Origin of the sequence: Anaerophaga thermohalophila DSM 12881 (assembly GCF_000191885.1) — a bacterium.
In the GTDB taxonomy this organism is placed as follows: domain Bacteria; phylum Bacteroidota; class Bacteroidia; order Bacteroidales; family Marinilabiliaceae; genus Anaerophaga; species Anaerophaga thermohalophila.
Genome location: NZ_AEWI01000066.1, coordinates 1 through 18608 on the forward strand (window position 1 = coordinate 1; position 18608 = coordinate 18608).

At 42.2% G+C, this 18608-nt stretch carries 6 protein-coding genes and 1 pseudogene; 2 read left to right on the forward strand and 5 right to left on the reverse strand.

Going from position 1 to position 18608, the window contains the following annotated elements; all coding sequences use genetic code 11:
* Window positions 1–406: 406 nt before the first annotated feature.
* From ATH1_RS0114725 to ATH1_RS0114740, 5 genes and pseudogenes are all read right to left on the reverse strand, one after another.
* Window positions 407–2254: an efflux RND transporter periplasmic adaptor subunit gene (locus ATH1_RS0114725; RefSeq protein WP_010419179.1), complete on the reverse strand. Its 1848-nt coding sequence runs from the start codon at window positions 2252–2254 to the stop codon at window positions 407–409.
* A 254-nt stretch (window positions 2255–2508) separates the two neighbouring features.
* Window positions 2509–3861, reverse strand: coding sequence for a TolC family protein (locus ATH1_RS0114730; RefSeq protein ID WP_245531815.1), 1353 nt, complete (start codon window positions 3859–3861; stop codon window positions 2509–2511).
* Between the two features lie 417 nt (window positions 3862–4278).
* Window positions 4279–4392, reverse strand: a pseudogene (locus tag ATH1_RS22835) (four helix bundle protein); the annotation flags it as partial.
* A 42-nt stretch (window positions 4393–4434) separates the two neighbouring features.
* Window positions 4435–8271 carry an efflux RND transporter permease subunit gene (locus ATH1_RS0114735; protein WP_010419183.1) on the reverse strand — a complete coding sequence of 1279 codons (3837 nt, stop codon included), beginning with the start codon at window positions 8269–8271 and terminating at the stop codon, window positions 4435–4437.
* A gap of 324 nt (window positions 8272–8595) precedes the next feature.
* Window positions 8596–8967: an HYC_CC_PP family protein gene (locus ATH1_RS0114740; RefSeq protein ID WP_010419185.1), complete on the reverse strand. Its 372-nt coding sequence runs from the start codon at window positions 8965–8967 to the stop codon at window positions 8596–8598.
* An 842-nt stretch (window positions 8968–9809) separates the two neighbouring features.
* On the opposite strand from ATH1_RS0114740, the gene ATH1_RS0114750 reads away from it, so the two are divergent.
* Window positions 9810–13631 (forward strand): glycosyl hydrolase, encoded by a 3822-nt coding sequence (locus ATH1_RS0114750; protein ID WP_010419188.1) that lies wholly within the window; start codon window positions 9810–9812, stop codon window positions 13629–13631.
* Window positions 13632–13756: 125 nt separating this feature from the next.
* Window positions 13757–18061, forward strand: coding sequence for a discoidin domain-containing protein (locus tag ATH1_RS20180; RefSeq protein ID WP_010419190.1), 4305 nt, complete (start codon window positions 13757–13759; stop codon window positions 18059–18061).
* The last annotated feature ends 547 nt before the right edge of the window (window positions 18062–18608 follow it).

Below are 18608 nucleotides of genomic sequence, written 5' to 3' on the forward strand. Positions count from 1 at the left end.
GCTCAGAGTGACAAACAGCTAAGGTTGAGAGTTCACCACAGATGACACAGATGAACACAGATTATTTTTATTAGCATCAATAAAAATCACATTTTAATATGTTTGCTTTTTTTAGATTCTCCGCTCCGCTCAGAATGACAGACTGTTTAATGCTATTCTGAGGAGGTAACGACGAAGAATCTGTTCCCTGTTTTTTGGTTCTTTGAAGATTAGAGGTTAAATGGTGTTTATACCTGTTCTTTTGTGACAAACCTTTGTCATACTCGTTTTATTAGGGAGTGTTGATTTTCAGTTTGACGTTAAGAGCATCTGATTAATAATCAGACTCTCAGCCTCAATCTCAACCTTAACCTTAACCTTAACCTCAACCTTAACCTCAGCCTCAGCCTCAGCCTCAGCCTTCCTCTTACTTCATCGTCTCCCTTACTTCACCACATTCCAACATCATATCCCCATAATATGGATTGCGGATGTTTTCTTCAGTACTCAGCCAGTAAGCACCCTTGTCGTTGTTGGCCATGGGGCAGAACTGGTAGTAAATGGTTTTTCCGTCCAGACCAAATGCTTTGATTTTCCGGTATAGTATTGGATTAAAATCTACAAAAGCATTTCGCTGGACTTCTATTTCTTCTGACTGATTGATGACTTTTAGCGCTTCTTTCATGCTGTTAAGGTTTTGCATCCAGAAAATATGAGCTTCTCCCTCCAGTAGCGACATATCGGTTTTTTCAAGAGCCTGCAGCGTTTTTTCCGCTTCGGAAGCTGTTTTTGAGGCATCCGATTCAACCATGGCATCCTTCATTTTAATGTATTGATTAAAAAATACGGTTAGTTGCTTTTTAAACTGTTGAGGTGCCTTATAGTTGGGAACTTCCTTAGTGTCACCCTCCTGATAGTTGCTTTCCATATTTTCCATCTCCGCGGGAGTCATATTGCCGTGGTTATGTCCGGTGGCAGGCTTGCCGCCTTCAGGGCTCATCATACTTGGTTTTCCGCTGAGCTGAACTGCTGCGTCAATGCTGAATGTACCGTGAACGGCAATTTCTTCACCCGGTTCAAGTCCTTCTTCAATAATGTAACGGTCGCCCAGGTCGGGCCCCAGCAGGACTTCACGCATTACAAAGCTTACATTGTTTTCGGCAGTCTTTTTGACATAGACCACGGAACGTTTTCCTGTCCACATAACAGCCGACTGAGGCACAACAATACTCTCTTCATCTTCGGAAAGACCGGCGTCAACTTCTCCGGAAACAAACATTTCCGGTTTCAACTTCATATCTGAATTTCTAACCTCTACACGGGCTTTAGCCACCCTTGTTTTTTGGTCAATTACCGGATCTATGTAATGGATCTTACCTGAGAATGTTTCACCAGGCAGGGAGGAAACCGTAAAAACTACTTCATCTCCCTTTTCGATCCATGTAATGTCACTTTCATAAACGTCAAACAAGACCCAAACCGTAGACAAATTGGCGATTTGGTAAATGGTTTGTCCACGCTTTATATAATCGCCCCGTTTGACCAGTTTTTCAATTACGTAGCCCGAGACATCGGCCAATACCGTGAACTGCTCCTGCGGCTCTTCCGATGCGATGATTTTTTGAATTTGTGCATCCGTAAGTTTCCAGTTTTTCAGCTTTTCATAAGCGGCCTGGTAAAGCCCGGGCTGCGTATCTTTCAGTTTCCGGGCTTCAAACAATTCTTCCTGGGCTGTTACCAGATCGGGAGAGTAAACGTATGCTAAAGGGGTCCCTCTTTTAACATATTGTCCGGTGAAATTAATGGTCAGTTTTTCTATCCTTCCCGGAACATGCGACGATTGAGAAAAGACTTCCCGTTCATCGGCCTGCACTTTTCCGTCGAGGCGTACAGTTTTGTGAGCGGTTCCTGTTGTCACGGTTTGGGTTTGAACACCAGCAAGTTGCATAGCTGTAGGTGACATCTGAAGGGCTCTTGGGTTGGCCTCACCCTGGTCTTCTTCCAGGGGAATCAGTTCCATTCCGCAAATGGGGCAATCACCTGGTTCAGATTGCCTTATTTGGGGGTGCATGGAGCAAGTCCATATCGTCTCTTCGCTTTCATTGCCATGTTGAGACGCAGAATCCGGCGTCTCAACATGAGCAGGTTCCGGGCCAGAACCGCCAAAGAGGAGCCATCCCAGTAACAGTCCTGCCACAAGAGCAATTCCAGTCAGGATGATGCTTTTCTTATTATGAGACGCAAAATTTTTCGTGTTTACTTTATTATTGTCCATAGTATTTACTTTTTTGTCGTTTTATAGGTCGAATGGAACTCGCATGATTGAGTTTATACATGTCCTTATGCTCGTTTCTTCTTACATTTAATTAATTGTTACGGCTGTTAGAATTGTTAATATTGTTAATGTGTTAGTTCTTAGTTGTTAGAATGTTATAAGTTTTATTACAGTAGCTAACAATCTAACAATCTAATAATCTAATGATCTATTATGACAATTTTTGCCATGCTCGTTTCATCTCTTTTAACTTTCTACCTTGTTCCTAAAACATATTTCATTCTGGCGACGGCGGTATTATACTCACTTACTGCGGCTGCCTTTTTCTTTTCGTATTTCAAAAGTTCCTGCTGCATACGTAATACCTCCTCAAAATCTTTTCCCGAATTGGCATAAGCTGTTGTCAGCAATTTCAGAGCCTGCCGGGTTTCTTTGATTTGTTGGGTGTATAACTCAATGAGTTGGTCTTGCCTGGTGATGTTAAACCAAACGCTTTCATATCTTGAAATCAGATTATTGGTAAACTCCTCTTTTTGGAGTGCCAGACTTTCCTGTTTCAATTGTGCCTCCTTGATGGCTGCATTGTATTTTTTCCTGAAAATGGGAATGGAAACCGAAAGCATTGGCATGATCACATCCTTGCCGTTGTCGTCGATCTGCATATCGGTGCGTTCACCCACCGCTACATAGTCCAGGCCTATCCCCAGCTTGGGATATCCGTTTTTTCGTGCGGCAGTTTCAGCAGCCTCACTCGACTGGTGCATCAATTCCAGTTTTTTCAGAACAGGATGTTGTGTCATCAGAGAATCCTTGTTGAGGTAGCCTGGCAATGAATCTGCCTGCTCCTCCACTTCAATGATTACTTCTTCTTCTGAAGGTCTGTTCAGCAGTTTATTGAAAGTAGTGAGCAAAGGTTTCTCTTCTTTGTTGAGGATGTTCAGATTGGTAGAAGCCTCTTTCAGCATGATATCAACCCTGAGAACATCCACCATCTCTCCTTTGCCGTTTTCGAAATTGCGGGTAGCAATCTCTTTGTAGGATGTCAGAATGTCGATGTTCTCCTTTTCAATCTGTTTCCATTTGTTGAGTTTGTAGATGGGATAATAGGCCGCAGTCACTTCGTAATAAAGCTTATTGCGCACATCCACAAATTCCTGAAACTTCGCCTCGGCAGCCAGAGCAGCGGCATCTTCCTTTGCTTTCAGGGTTCCAAACCATGGAAACATTTGCGAAAGCGAGAACTTTGCCTTCTGTGGTCCCAGCCTGGTTTCTACCGGCGAGATAAAATATCCGAATGAAAACGTCGGATCGGGCAATGAACTTACCTGGGGTATCTGCTGTAAAGCTGCCTCAAACGCCTTGTATTTGGCTTGCAGGCCGGGGTTGTTCTCAGCAGCGGTGCTGAAGTAAGTCTCCAGGGATTGGGCACGAATCTGAAAAGTCCCTAAAACCATTAACAGGCAGGCTATAGCCGTGAATTTTAGGACAGAGTCAGATGTCAGATGACAGAAGTTAGATGGTGACCATCTGATGAAATATCTGTCATAATCCCTTATCAGCCTATGATGCTGTCTTTTTGAAGATATTTTATATTTGTCTTTTTTCATGGTTTCTCTAATTCTGGTGTAATTTGTTGAGCATTTTCCCGATTTGCCCGGGCTTATTGCTGAATCTGTTTCCTCTTTTTGGTTTCTTTGATGATTAGAGGCTAAATGGTGCTTATACATATTCTTATTGTGAAAAACCTTGTCATGCTCCTTTCATCTCACATTTAATAAATTGTTACGGCTGTTAGAATTGTTAATATTGTTGATGTGTTAGTTGTTAGAATGTTATAAGTTTTATCACATTAGCTAACAATCTAATAATCTAACAATCTAATAATCTAATGATCTAATAATCTAATGATCTAATAATCTAATGATCTAATAATCTAATGATCTAATAATCTAATGATCTATTAAGACAATCTTTGCCATGCTCGTTTCATTGTCGATATATTTACATTCAAGGGCAAAATTCAGTCAGGTTTCCGTTTCGGAACAAGAGCCTAAGGAATTTATGAGGTGTTGTTTAAAAACCTGATCATAGGTTCTTTTAGTCCGGCCTTCGGATATGTTAGCACTTATTGATCTGGATGATCTTACAAATTTTAACCTCCAATCCCTGACCTATAGTCTCTAACCTTCAACTTCCAGCCTCTGATTCCTGATTCTTCTTTCCTCCCTATAACTATACAACACCGGCACAATAAAGTACGTCACAGCTGCAGCGATCATCCCACCAAATGCGGGAATGGCCATGGGTACCATTATATCGGAGCCTTTTCCGGTGGATGTAAGCACCGGAAGCAGTGCGATGATGGTTGTGGCGGAGGTCATTACCGCGGGGCGGATACGTCGCAGGCCGGCATCGGTTACAGCATCCCTGATTCCGTTGATGGTTGTTGGACGGTTGCGCCTGAAACTCTGGTCGAGGTAGGTGCCCATTACCACGCCGTCGTCGGTGGCCAATCCAAACAGGGCGATGAAGCCCACCCACACTGCTACACTCAGGTTGATGGTTTGCATCTGGAACAAATCCCTGATGTTGGTATCAAAAACGGAAAAGTTGACGAACCATTCCTGACCGTAAAGCCAGATGAGTATGAACCCCCCGCTGAATGCCATTGCAATACCGGTGAATATCATCAGTGATGTTGAGACCGATTTAAACTGGAAGTAAAGAATCAGGAAAACAATGACCAGAACCAATGGAACAATGATGGATAGCCGCTTTTCGGCCCTGACCTGGTTCTCGTAGTTTCCCGAAAACTTATAGCTGACACCTGAAGGGACTTTCAGTTCACCATTGTCAATTCTTTCCTGTATGGCTTTTTGAGCATCATTGACTACCTCTACCTCTGAAAATCCTTCGCGTTTATCAAACAGCACATAACTTGTCAGGAATGTATCTTCACTTTTGATCATCTGAGGCCCGCGAACATATTCGATATCCAGAATTTGCGATAAAGGAACCTGCGCTCCTGTGGGGGTAGCCATGAGTATCTTTCCAAGTGATTCCGGGTCTTCCCTGAGTTCGCGCGGATAACGCACCCTTACAGGAAACCGCTCACGACCTTCCACGGTATTGGTGATTTTCATGCCCCCGATAGCGGTTTCGATGGTTTGTTGCACATCGTCTATCGTAAGTCCGTAACGAGCTATTTCGTTTCTGTTGATATTAAGATGAAGATAGGGTTTTCCAATCACGCGGTCGGCAAAGGCAGCTTCAGCTTTAACCGATGGCACTTCTTTAAGAATGCCTTCGAGCTTCATCCCAAACTGTTCTATTGTTTTAAGATCGGGCCCGTAAACCTTTATCCCCATTGGCGCCCTCATGCCTGTTTGCAGCATCACCAGCCGCGTTTCGATGGGCTGAAGTTTTGGCGCCGATGTAACACCTGGTATTTTGGTGGCTTCCACAATTTCGTTCCAGATGTCGCCGGGCGACTGAATATGCTCCCGCCAGTTGCGGAAGTAAATGCCATCTTCATCGGGGATCAGATTTTTTTTGCCAATGCTCAGTTCCAGAGCTTCACCGTTGGTGAGGGTATCTCCATCTACAGTAATGAAACGGCCTTCGTCATCGGTACGGAAACGTATGCGATGACCCGATTCATCAAGTGCATATTCGGGCTTGTAATTGATCATATTTTCGTACATGGACACCGGTGCCGGGTCGAGCGCGGATTCCACCCTTCCGAGTTTGCCTACGGACAGTTCCACCTCGGGGATGCTGGTCACCAGCATATCGAGTTGCTTCAGTACCTTCAGGTTGTATTCCATTCCCGAATGAGGCATGGATGTTGGCATCAGCAGGAAACTTCCCTCGTCAAGAGAAGGCATAAACTCTTCGCCGATTCCGGGAAACGAATGAGTCAGTCCTGACCAGACACCGGTGGGGCGGACATTCCACCCGATCTGATCAAAGCCTTTGGCAATGAAGCCGAACATGGTGTTAAAGCCCAGCCAGACGGTGAGTCCGAGTACAATCAGGAAGCCCGGAATGGCCAGGAATGTGGCTTTGTGTTCAAGTGTCCAGCGCAAAACAGGTTTGTAAAATCGTTCCAAAAGGATAAAGAAACCCAGAATGAGTGCCACCATCAGGGCTACAAACACGATGTTGGTAACCGTGCTTTTGCCCGGCCCCAGCGGCAACCAGTAGGTGGATAGAATCCATATCACTGCCAGCACTGATATGATCAACGCGGAATGTTTCAGCAGGTAGTGGTACCACTTTTGATCTTTGCGGGAAGATACATCATAATATTGTCTGGCACGGCCCGTAATACCGAATAACAACAATACCGTTCCGCCCCATTCACTTCCGAGTATCAGAGCTATTAATCCAATGACTGCCAATGTTCTATTGCCCCATTTGGATACCTGGCGATTTTTGATTCGGAATCCGAAAAACCAATGTGCCAGCGTCGGGAGTATTAACAGTGAAACCAAAAGTGCGGCAACCAGTGCGAATGTTTTGGTAAATGCCAGCGGTCCGAATAATTTTCCTTCGGCACCCTGCATGGTGAATACCGGAATGAAACTCACAATAGTGGTAGATACGGCAGTCAATATGGCCGATGATACTTCTGATGCACCTTTGTAAACCGTGGTGATTAGTTTTTGTCCGGGCGGTGCTTCTTCTATGTTTTTGAGCACATTCTCGGAAAGTATGATTCCCAGATCAACCATGGTGCCAATGGCAATGGCAATTCCCGAAAGAGCCACAATGTTTGCGGTAACCCCAAAGTAACGCATGGCAATAAATACCATCAATACGGCAATGGGAAGCAGGGCTGAGATCATCACCGAAGCTCTCAGATTGTATATCATCACGATAATGACCAGAATGGTGATGAGAATCTGCAATGAGAGTGCCGTTTCCAGGGTGCCCAGGGTTTCATATATGAGTCCCGACCGGTCGTAAAACGGCACGATTGTGAGTTGACTCTCAGTGCCGTCGGCCAGTGTTTTTTTGGGAAGACCGGGTGCTATCTCTTCGATCTTGTCTTTTACATTGTTGATCACTTCAAGTGGATTGGCTCCATATCGGGCCACTACCACACCTCCCACTACTTCGGCGCCGTCTTTATCGAGGGCTCCGCGACGTGATGCAGGCCCTAACGAAACTTTTGCTACATCTTTAATGCGTATGGGGACATTGTCATGAACGGCAACTACAGCCTGTTCAATGTCTTCAATGGATTTTACGTAACCAATGCCACGTACCAGATACTCTGCCTGGTTGATTTCAACGGTTTTCGCGCCTACATCACGATTCGAGTTTTTCACCGCCATCATGACCTTGTGGAGCGGAATGTCATAGGCTTTCAGTGCAGAGGGGTTGACATCTATCTGGTACTCCTTGACAAAACCACCAATTGAGGCTACTTCCGATACTCCTTGTGCGGCATTTAGTCCATACTTTACATAGTAATCCTGTACCGTCCGTATCTCTTGCGGGTCCCAGCCACCAGTTGGATTGCCGTCTTTATCACGTCCTTCGATGGTATACCAGTATACCTGTCCCAAAGCAGTGGCATCGGGCCCCAGTGTTGGTTGTACGCCTTCGGGCAATAATCCCGACGGTATAGAGTTAAGCTTTTCGAGAATTCGTGAGCGCGACCAGTAAAATTCAATATCTTCTTCAAAGATGATGTATATGCTGGAAAACCCGAATATGGAGGAACTTCGGATGCTTTTAACACCCGGTATCCCCAACAGGTAAGTTGTCAGGGGATAGGTAATCTGATCCTCTATATCCTGCGGCGATCGGCCTTTCCATTCGGTGAAGACAATCTGCTGGTTCTCACCAATGTCAGGGATGGCATCCACCGGCACAGGGTCTGATGGCAATGGATCAATTTTCCATCCGAATGGGGATGTGATGACACCCCAGGTAACCAGCGTTATTAGTATCAGCATGGTTACCAGCTTGTTCTCCAGAAAGTATTTTATAATTCTGTTTAGCATGTTATGATGTAGTTTGATTGGATAAACGCAGAGTCACGGGAACGCAAAAGGTAATTTTGTTAAATGGTAAATGCGTTTGGTAAAATATATTCCTTCTCTGTCAATAGAAAAACAACTCTGTCTTTCAAAGAGTTTAATCACAGAGATCGCAGAAGGGACACCGGGGGCATAATAAAAGGAATTGGTAGAAATTCAACTTTCAGTTTTTTAGAAAAATCTTCACATCAATAATTAATAGTCAGACATGAAAATTTATTTTAAATCTGAAAATCAACTCATCTCCTTATTTTTTTCTCTGTCTCTTTGCACCCTGCGTCTATCATTTCACAAAAGAAACACCTGCTGTAAAGCCAGGCGTGTGCCAATACAGCGGGGTGGGGGAGCTGTGTAGTTGAATGAAGTGATAAAGCAGTTTTCCGGCATGGAAATCTCAACTTCGGAGGTGGTCATAATCAGATCAAAAGCATAAAAATACTCAAGATTGATTTGCGGTGCAACTGCCAGAACATCCTCATCCAGATGCAGGAACTGATTTTCAGTATGACAGCAGGCGCCATCTTCACAACACGGGTCTGCCTCATTGTTTAGTTTCACCGATATAAGCTCATCGTCGCAGTAATGCTTAGACACAGAAAGACCTGTTGTTGAAATCAACAACAGGCAGACCATGATGCTATTTATGACGTTTCTGAGCATATTGTTTATTTGGTTTAAGCACGGAGGCTCTGAGGCCGCTAAGTTCAATTCAATGACTACCGGCACTCATCTTTTTTTCTCTGTGTCTTAGCTTCTTTGCGTTTAAACTGTTTGCAAATATAGCAACAGACATAAACAACTGTTTTACAGAATTTGCTAAAAAACTTGTAAAATTTCCGGAAGAAAGTGATTTGGGCTAAATTATTCATAATATTTTATTACTGATCCCTTTCTAAAAATCATCTTTGTTGCCAAACTCATTGTTGTATAGAATTTTTAAAATGAACATGAATTTTGGAGGGCTAAATTTTCAAAAAGGCATGAACAAAATTGGCTAATGCTGATTTTACGATTCATCGTAAGTCCCATTTGACCAATAGTAAAGGCGCCTATGAGTTGTAGTTTTAGCAAACTTATTTGGGTAATCTGAATTTTCACCTGCACACGAGAAAATAAAAAAAAGATAAGAGATAGCAGAAAATATTAAAATTTGTTTTATTGAAAATTGAAATTGTTAACAGTTTTATTTTTTAATCCATTGATTTGCAGTATATTAATATAAAGATTGACATTAGCTAAAAAGAATGCAGTATAAATGCAGTAGTATTGAGTATCTTTTTGTATAAAAAAAATATCTTTCTTAAATAAGCTCCTGTACATTTGTTTTTGATGTACTGTGCAATCGATGGTGGGCAAGTCAATCGGTTTGCGACTTTTCATGGGAGCTTCCTACTGATTATCACCCTTTGTTATCTAATATACTGGGGGTATTGAACCCTTAATGATTCATCGTTTATTATTTAATTTATCCCGTTTAAGCGGGTTAACAGTTTACCTTTACCATGAAAAAACAAAGTCTAATTTACATTCTGTTTCTTTTGTTTGGAGGAATAGAAGCTCAGAATCCGATAAGTCTGGGCTCAGGAAGCTTTGCTGAATTTCCTCCTCCATCGGTTTACGATGAAGGGGCATATTTTGGAAAGCCTTACAGTGAGATAAAGGATGGATGGCCGTGGTACATTCATCCTGATAAAATTGGTGAACCAATTCCAACTAATGATTGGTGGACTGCCACTATTTTTGACCAATATACAGGATTTCTGGACGCTTATCCTCACCGTGTAGAAGGAACCTCTTCCGGCATTAAAGTTTCCCTTCCTGACCGTTTTGAAATGCAAGGAGACAGAGGCATTGGAACGGTATATGAATCCTGGATAGACATCAGGGGGAAAGTGAAACCATCTGAAGCACCCGAAACCGAGGTTTTCACCGGATTTGAGACTGAAACATATCCTCAGGGGTGGTTGGTTTCAGAAAATCCTGCTTATCCGGGGCCGGTTAAGCTATCAGATTTGAGCCAAACACCTACACCTAATGGTTTTTGGGGTGATCGGTTTGTAAATACCTATAATGGTAATGGCATTTTGATGACATTGACCTCTCCTGAATTTACCATTGAAAAAGATTATATATATATGCTCGTGGGAGGTGGAAATTATCCTGACGACGCTTTTGTTGGTCTTTTTGTTAACGGGCAGCGCGTTTTAAGTGAAACAGGTGAAAATAGCGGAACTATGACCTGGAGACAATGGGATGTTTCGTCCTTTAAAGGTCAGAATGCAGAAATCAGAATTGTTGACAATACTACCGGTGGATGGGGTTTTATTATGTGCGATAATATTGTCTTTACTGATCTTACAGAAATCGGCAGTTCTTTTACAGACGCTTTCTGGCCTTCTGATGCCAAGGTATATGACTGGTCCGATTTAGGATTTACTTTTAAAATGGAGGATGATTTTGGTAATTACATGGATTGTTCTGTATTTCATGGTGTTCCATTTACATGGATCGATATAGAAGAGGTTGACCCTGTTTTTACACTGAGTCATTTGGTTGACGGGGTTTATGATTCAAATAACCAGGAGATTACTACTTATCCGATTCAGAGAAATTCGTTGTTCTTTTCCGTTAATGGAAAAATATTCGGGGTTCACGGTCCGGAAGGAACTATATTTGACAAAACGGAACAAGGTGAATGGCATCCACAGCTTCCGGAAGGTTCTTCAGGCTATTTGGTTGTTTCAGTGATTCCGGACTTGTCATTAATTGCTCTTTATGAGGATCATGCCAGAAATAAAATTGTTGACAGTCGCTTTGAGTGGGAATATAACCCGAACGTTGGGAAGATTCTAACCAGCTTTAAGGTAGAGACACAAAATCTGGAAACTGGAACGATCAATCAACCTGTGTTAATGAGCTTTCTTCCTCATCATTACAGAAATACCGATCATCCTTCGTTTATAGTTAATGCCAATTATAAATCTATCATTGGTGAAATGCAGACCTCTTCAGGGACTACTTTTTCTTTTTCATACGATTTTGGTGGAATGCCTCCTTATTTACCATCACCGGTCAATTTGAGTGAGAACAGGCGACAACGTTTAAATGAGTTGATAACTGCCCGTGTGAATGCGTCAGAAAATGCCTTTGACGGAAATACTTATGCCAAAGGATTGAATGAACGATCAAATATTATGCTAATGGCCAAAGAGCTTGAGCATCCCGGATTTGTTAAAATAAAAAACAGTCTGAAAAGGGAATTAATAAACTGGCTAACTTATGAGCCGTCAGAAGCATCAAGCGGTAGTTATTTTTTTAGCAGGTACCCTAATTTTGGAGCACTAATCGGTTTTCCGTGCGGATATGGGTCCCAGGCATTTAACGATTTGCATTTTCATTATGGTTATTTTGTTGTCGGAGCGGCGCGGTTAATGATGGTTGATCAGGAATTTAAAACGCAATATGGAGATGTGGTTAAGGAAATAGCCAAGTCCTATGCCAACTGGAAACGCTATGGTGAAAATGATGATTCCAAACTTCCTTTTTTGCGCAACTTTGATCCATACATGGGACATTCCTGGGCAGGAGGTGTTGGTAATTTCGTTGACGGAAATAATCAGGAATCAACCTCGGAGGCAATGAATTCATGGTTTGGGATTTATTTGTTGGGAGTTGCCCTCGAAGACGAGGAAATCATGTCCATTGGAGCAACAGGTTTTTTGTTGGAAGGTCGGGCTACCAGATATTACTGGTTCAACAGGCACGGTGATTTGCCTGAAGCTTACCCGTTTAACTATGTGGGAATTCTTAAGGCAAATAATCTTTCTATGGCAACCTATTTTAGTGGGGATCCTGCCTGGGCTTTCGGAATTCAATGTGTACCCTCCGATTTTTATTACAATCACTACCTGGTCAATGATCCCTTACTTGCAGCTGCTGATTTCGATGCCATGCTGGCTGACAGGGTGCAGTTTGGATCTTTTGAAAATACTGACGTATATGCCAATCTTGCCAATATGGGGGCTTACCTGGGAGGGTATCAACTGAATTATATCAAAACGTATGAGCCCGCTTTAGCCGCTGATTTGTTGGATCAGTTTTATGAAAATGAAGCAGGAGAATGGACAGAACATACCAATGTGGCAGTCAATTATTATTTGGCGAATGCAAATAAAGATTATGGACATCCTGCTAAGGGGTACCATACAAGCATTTCTACAGGTTCTGTTTATGAGCATCCTGAAACAGGAGAATTTACTTATTTGATATATAATTACAGTACCAGCCCTAAGGATGTTACGGTTTATCGTGAGAATACTGCTATTGAAACAGTTAGTGTAGGGCCTCATCAATTCTACAATTCAGCATTAAATAACCAGCGACCTGTCGCTGAAGCTGGTGAAAACCAATCTCTTGAGATTTCTGAAAGTACAGTTCGACTTGATGGCAGCGAAAGCTATGATTCAGATGGTAGCATTGTAATCTTTCAATGGAGTCTGGAAGAAGGAAGCGGAGCATATATTGTTAATCCCGGACAAGCAATTACAAATGTTGAAAATCTGGTGCCGGGGGATTATATTTTTAAACTGACGGTAACGGATGATGAAGGTGCACAAAGTTTTGATTTTGTTTCGGTAAGCGTTCCGATTAATCCAAATGAAATAAACCTTGCACTGAATAAACCTGCTGAAAGTTCTTCCAATCAGGCTGGTTTCACCGTAACACCCGTAAATGATGGTGACCCCGCAACTCGTTGGAGTAGTGAAGCTTTCGATCCTCAGTGGGTGGTGATCGACCTGGAACAACAGTACTGTTTGCAAAGAATTGAATTGGAATGGGAAGCTGCCTATGCCACTGATTATGAGATACATTTGAGTAATTCCCCGCTTTTTGAAGATTATGCAATTATTGCAACCGTTTCCGGAGGGGATGGAGGATTAGATGTAATACCAGTCGACAAAACTGTTGCAGGCAGATATTTACGTTTTTATGGTACCAAAAGAGCTACCGAATATGGATATTCTCTTTTTGAAATTAAAGCTTTTGGCCAAAATACAACAACTTTTATCGGACAAAAAAATAATGAAGAGCCGAATTGTTTAATCTATCCTGTACCGGCAAAAAATACCCTCAAAATTGTTGTTCCCAACGAAGAATTTCATGTAAGGATTTTCAATATTGCCGGCATAGCCATTCTTGAATCTGAAAGTGCTGTCAGTGAAATGCAGCTCGATATAACAGCTGCCAAAAACGGGCTTTATTTCGTTGAAATAATTCTGGCAAATCATAAAACGTACCTTAAAAAACTCATAATTAATAAATAATATAATAAAACGAACATGAATTTTGTAGGGTTGAAATCTCAAAATGACGTGAACAAAATTGGCTTACGATGATCTTACGATTCATCGTGAGTTCCATCCGACCTTAATAAATAAATTTTATACTGATGAAAAATATGGATATTCTTAAATGGATAGTTTTGTTTATTTTTCTGTCAATTATTCCTGAAGGAATAGCACAGAAATATACAGGCTTAACAGCAGTCTCTTCAGACGGACAAGAACCTACTCAGATATTTGACGGAAACACCACCGGAACGATGTGGCAGGATTCGGAGAATATCGATGATGCCTGGTTAATTGTGGATATGGGCAGTGTAAAGGAAGTTGATGCTTTCAAAATATATTGGGAAAATGCCAATGCACTGGATTACAACATTTCTTTTTCCGAAGATGGTGAAAACTATTTTGGAACAATTGAATATAGAGAACTGCCATTTGGAAATCGTGTTGATGTGGAAACAGACCTTAATTTAAGCTGCCGATACATCAAAATGCAGGGAGTTACCAGACAGATGGGGTATGGGTATGCCATCTATGAATTTGAGGTATATCCACCATTTACCCCGGAATTAACTTCCTTGAGGATAGTGCCTGAAGAAGAAAGTGTTGGTGTAAATGAAGTGGTGAATTTTGATGTGATAGGACTTGATCAAATGGATAGGCCTATTGCATTATCGCAAGCCACTACCTGGACTGTTCAACCTGCAAATGGCAGTTCTGTCACATCAGCCGGAAGTTTTTCTTCCTCCGAACCGGGTTTTTATGTTGTAACAGCTGTTAACTCCGGTTTATCTGTCGAAGCCGGGGTTGAGGTTCTACCGGCTGAACCTGTTATTTCATCAGGGAAGACGGTGACTTGTTCTTCGGGAGATGGCAGTCTGGTTGTGGATGACAATTCCGGAAGTCGATGGATTGCTGAAACAGTTAATGAAGAATGGCTTGTCATAGATTTAGGGGGAACTTATATCATTTCGGATATTTTTATTCTTTGGGAAACGGCAAATGCCAAAGATTATCTGATAGAAGTTTCAGAGGATAACAATCAATGGGCACCAGTTGCCGAAAAGACGGGGATGGCTGCAGGCGAGAGAACAGATCGTTTAACCGGTATAGATATGGAAGGACGATACGTTCGATTGACAACACTTGCTGCCAATACTCAGTGGCCATATTCGATTTATGAATTTAAGGTGTTCGGGACTCAGGGAAACGGTAATGACAATGAGGCACCATCAGCACCAGGGGCTTTATCAGCAGCTCCGGCTACCTATGCAGTTTTTCTGTCATGGGGTGCAGCAACCGACAATAATGCCATAGATCATTATGTGGTTTTTAAAAATGGAAACCATGAGGCTATAGTTGATGGTAATAGTACATCGTTTACAGTTAGTGGATTAAATCCGGATACTGAATATCAGTTTAGTGTTCGGGCTTATGATGTTGCGGGAAATGAGTCCCCGGAGACTTCCGTGGTGACAAGGACAAACCCTGTAGAGAGCAATGATACGCCCATTTATGGTATTGGCAATATTGCCCTGGGCATGCCCACGGAACACTCCTCTGTAAATGTAGAAGGCGTCAACGGATCTTCTAATGCCGTGGATGGAGACCTGACATCTCGCTGGGAGAGTGGATTTAGCGATGATGAATGGATGTCGGTTGATCTTGGTTTAAATCATTTTATTGATCGGGTTATTATTCACTGGGAAACGGCCTCCGCGAAAAAATACGAAATTCAGGTTTCTATGGATAATGTAAACTGGGAGACTGTCTATGTTTTTAATCCTCAGGATGAATTGCCGGTTGAACCCCGAACGGATGATCTCTCGTTTTCACCTGTGGTAGCCAAACATGTCCGAATGAAAGGTGTGGAACGAAACACCCAATGGTCCTATTCAATTTTTGAATTTGAAATTTATAGCCCGGGGAGCGGAGTCGATGATATTCCTGATCCTAATCCCAATCCCAATCCGCCACCGGTACCTCCGGGTCCTGCCTCTTTTGAAGTATTGACTCCTGCAAAAGGTGTTGTTGTGTGGGACAGTCGCCGTCCTACACTGACTTGGGAAAATGTTAGTAGTGCTGAAACATACGAAATTTGGGTAAATATTACCAAAGATCATTATGACTGGTATCAAATGGGAAGTTTGCTCGACAGATTTACCAAAATAGGGGAAGTGTCGGAGTCCAACTTTACAGTTTCGACAGATTTGCCGGACAGATGGACCTATAAATGGTATATTGTGGCCAATACTCCTTCCGGGAAACAATATTCTGATTTAGGGAATTTCAGTGTTTATCTTCCTGAAGTAACCAGTGTTAACGATGGTGTAAGCATTATTGATGGTTGCAGAGATCTGAATAAAAACGGACAGGTTGATCCATATGAAGACTGGCATTTGCCAGTAAGTGAGAGGGTTAATGATTTGATGTCGCGAATGACTATTGAAGAAAAAGCATATCAAATGTTTTACAATGCACAAAAATACCCTTTATCGGGATGGGCATTTGGTCCGGGCACCGTTGAAGATATGCTGGAAAAACAAAAAGCGGCAGCGCAAACCCGTTTGGGAATTCCTTTTGTTTCAGCCGGAGATAATATCCATGGTTATGCCACCACGTTTCCCACTCAAAGTACTTTGGCAGCATCCCGCAATCTGGAACTGGCTTTTCAATGTGCCAATATGCAAAGAACAGAACAAGTAGCGGTGGGTGCAAGAGGTGTTTTAGGACCGCTTGCAGAAGTTGGCACAAAGGTCTTATATCCTCGTATTCAGGAAGGTTGTGGAGAAGATGCTGATTTTGCGGCGGCTATGGTACGTGCATTAATTTGTGGCTATCAGGCAGGTCCTGAAATTAATCCGAATTCGGTAATGGTTACAACCAAACACTGGCCTGGTCAGGGAGCAGGCGGTGAGGCGTTGGTGGTTTATGATGCAATAACAGCCAAGTATCACCTGAAACCCTGGTTTGCCCATATGGATGCGGGAGGGGCTACGGTAATGCCGGGATATGCCGGAAGTTCCTATTTGGATCCTGGAGGGCCCGGAGCGGGAGACAGTAAAAAGATTATAGATTACCTGAGAGAAACTGTGGGTTTTCAAGGACCTGTATGTACCGATTGGTTGCCTTGGGGAGCATGGATTGATGCGGCTAATGCCGGATCAGATATAATGGGAGGAGCAGACCCTGGTGCAGATGGTTTTAGTATGAACAATTTTATCGCGGGTGTTCCTGAAGAAAGAATCAACGAAGCTGTTGAACGGATTTTGAATGTGAAGTTTAGACTTGGTGTATTTGAAAATCCCTATGGAGATCCTGTTAACGGGAAGAATACCTGGTTCACGGAAAGCAATCAGGCGCTGGCTGTTGATGCAGCACGTCAATCAATGACTTTATTGAAAAATAATGGTATTCTGCCTCTCAATCCCTCAGCAGGAACTAATATTCTTGTAACCGGTGCAAGAGCTGATGATGGCGATAGTTATCGCATCTGGACCAGTTATTTTCATGATGAATATGGTGCTCAAACGATGTATGAAGCCATTAAAGAGCGGGGAGATAACAATGGATTTAATGTATATCTGAATGATGCTGTTAATCCTTCTGTAGCTATTGCCATTGTGGGTGAACCTACTTATACGCACGGCACCATGTATGATAATGAGAAGCCCTATATTCATGATGCCTATTATGCCATTTCCAACTCCTATGAATATGATCTGTCAACGCTGAATGATTTAAAAAGCCGCGGTATTCCTATGGTTGTTGTAGTTATTATGCCTCGTCCTTATGTGTTGCAGGATGTTTTAGATATGGCGGATGCGGTGCTGATTGCGTATCGCCCGGGTGATGGTGGAGGCCCTGCATTGGCACAGGTTCTTTTCGGAGATTATCCGCCAACCGGGCGTCTTCCTTGGCAATTGCCCAGAAACATGGAACAAATAGGAACGGATGATTTAGTAAATCAACAGGAAAAGTGGGATCTGCCTTTCGATTTGGGCGCTACTGCCGCAGAACGTCAGGTTATCAGAAATAAAATTGCTCTGGGTGAGCCTTTGCTGCCGGAATATGGGAATCCATTGTTCCAGTATGGATTTGGAATTCAGGGGTATAACGGAGATGACACACCAACGGGAAATTTTGAAGACCATGAAAGTAAGATTGCCTCATTAATGTTAATTCCAAATCCCGCTGAAAATTACGTGGAGATTCAATTTCCGGAACAAGTAGATGGTTTGGCCAATGTTACCATTTTTACGCTTAAAGGTGTATCTGTTTATGATGCATCAAAAATTATCACTAATGGTCGGACCCAAGTGCAATTGTCTTCCTTAGATACAGGGATTTACCTGGTTAGAATGCAGCTGGATGGTAAATTTTACTCGCAAATACTAATGAAGAAATGATAAGTGCAGTGTGATAATACTTGTTGAGAAGGTATTTTCTATAAGTTGTAACAAAAATAAGAAGCAGTGAATAATTCCTTAGAATCATTCACTGCTTTTTTAGCATCCTTTATGCATACACTATTGTTATGATAAGTTCAAATATCAATAAATACAAGTAACCGCTATCAAATTCGAAGCATGAAAAAGTAAACTGTTTTCAATTTAAAAATGATGTGAACACTTTATTATTATTTGCTGATAAAAAGATTTTTGAGGATGTTGAAATATTGGCTATCCATTTTGCCGACAAAATTATCAATGAAACGAGCATGGCAAAGTTTTACCACAATCAGAATATGTATAAGTTCTTGCATGCGAGTTCCATCCGACCTTAAAAATAAATTTTATACGGATGAAAAATTATTTGCCTCTGGTACTTGAAAAGAGAGATAATTTCTAAAGAAATTCGCAGTAATATCCAGTAAGTTGATTTAGAAACCATAGAACAAGTTGACGGCACGGAGATTGGAGGTGAATGGCTTGTGAAACAAGTGTTTGACAAATT

Coding starts and splice junctions, on each gene's coding strand:
- ATH1_RS0114740 (WP_010419185.1), bottom strand. CDS start 8,967: ATGCTCAGAAACGTCATAAATAGCATCATGGTCTGCCTGTTGTTGATT.
- ATH1_RS0114730 (WP_245531815.1), bottom strand. CDS start 3,861: ATGAAAAAAGACAAATATAAAATATCTTCAAAAAGACAGCATCATAGG.
- ATH1_RS0114735 (WP_010419183.1), bottom strand. CDS start 8,271: ATGCTAAACAGAATTATAAAATACTTTCTGGAGAACAAGCTGGTAACC.
- ATH1_RS0114750 (WP_010419188.1), top strand. CDS start 9,810: ATGAAAAAACAAAGTCTAATTTACATTCTGTTTCTTTTGTTTGGAGGA.
- ATH1_RS0114725 (WP_010419179.1), bottom strand. CDS start 2,254: ATGGACAATAATAAAGTAAACACGAAAAATTTTGCGTCTCATAATAAG.
- ATH1_RS20180 (WP_010419190.1), top strand. CDS start 13,757: ATGAAAAATATGGATATTCTTAAATGGATAGTTTTGTTTATTTTTCTG.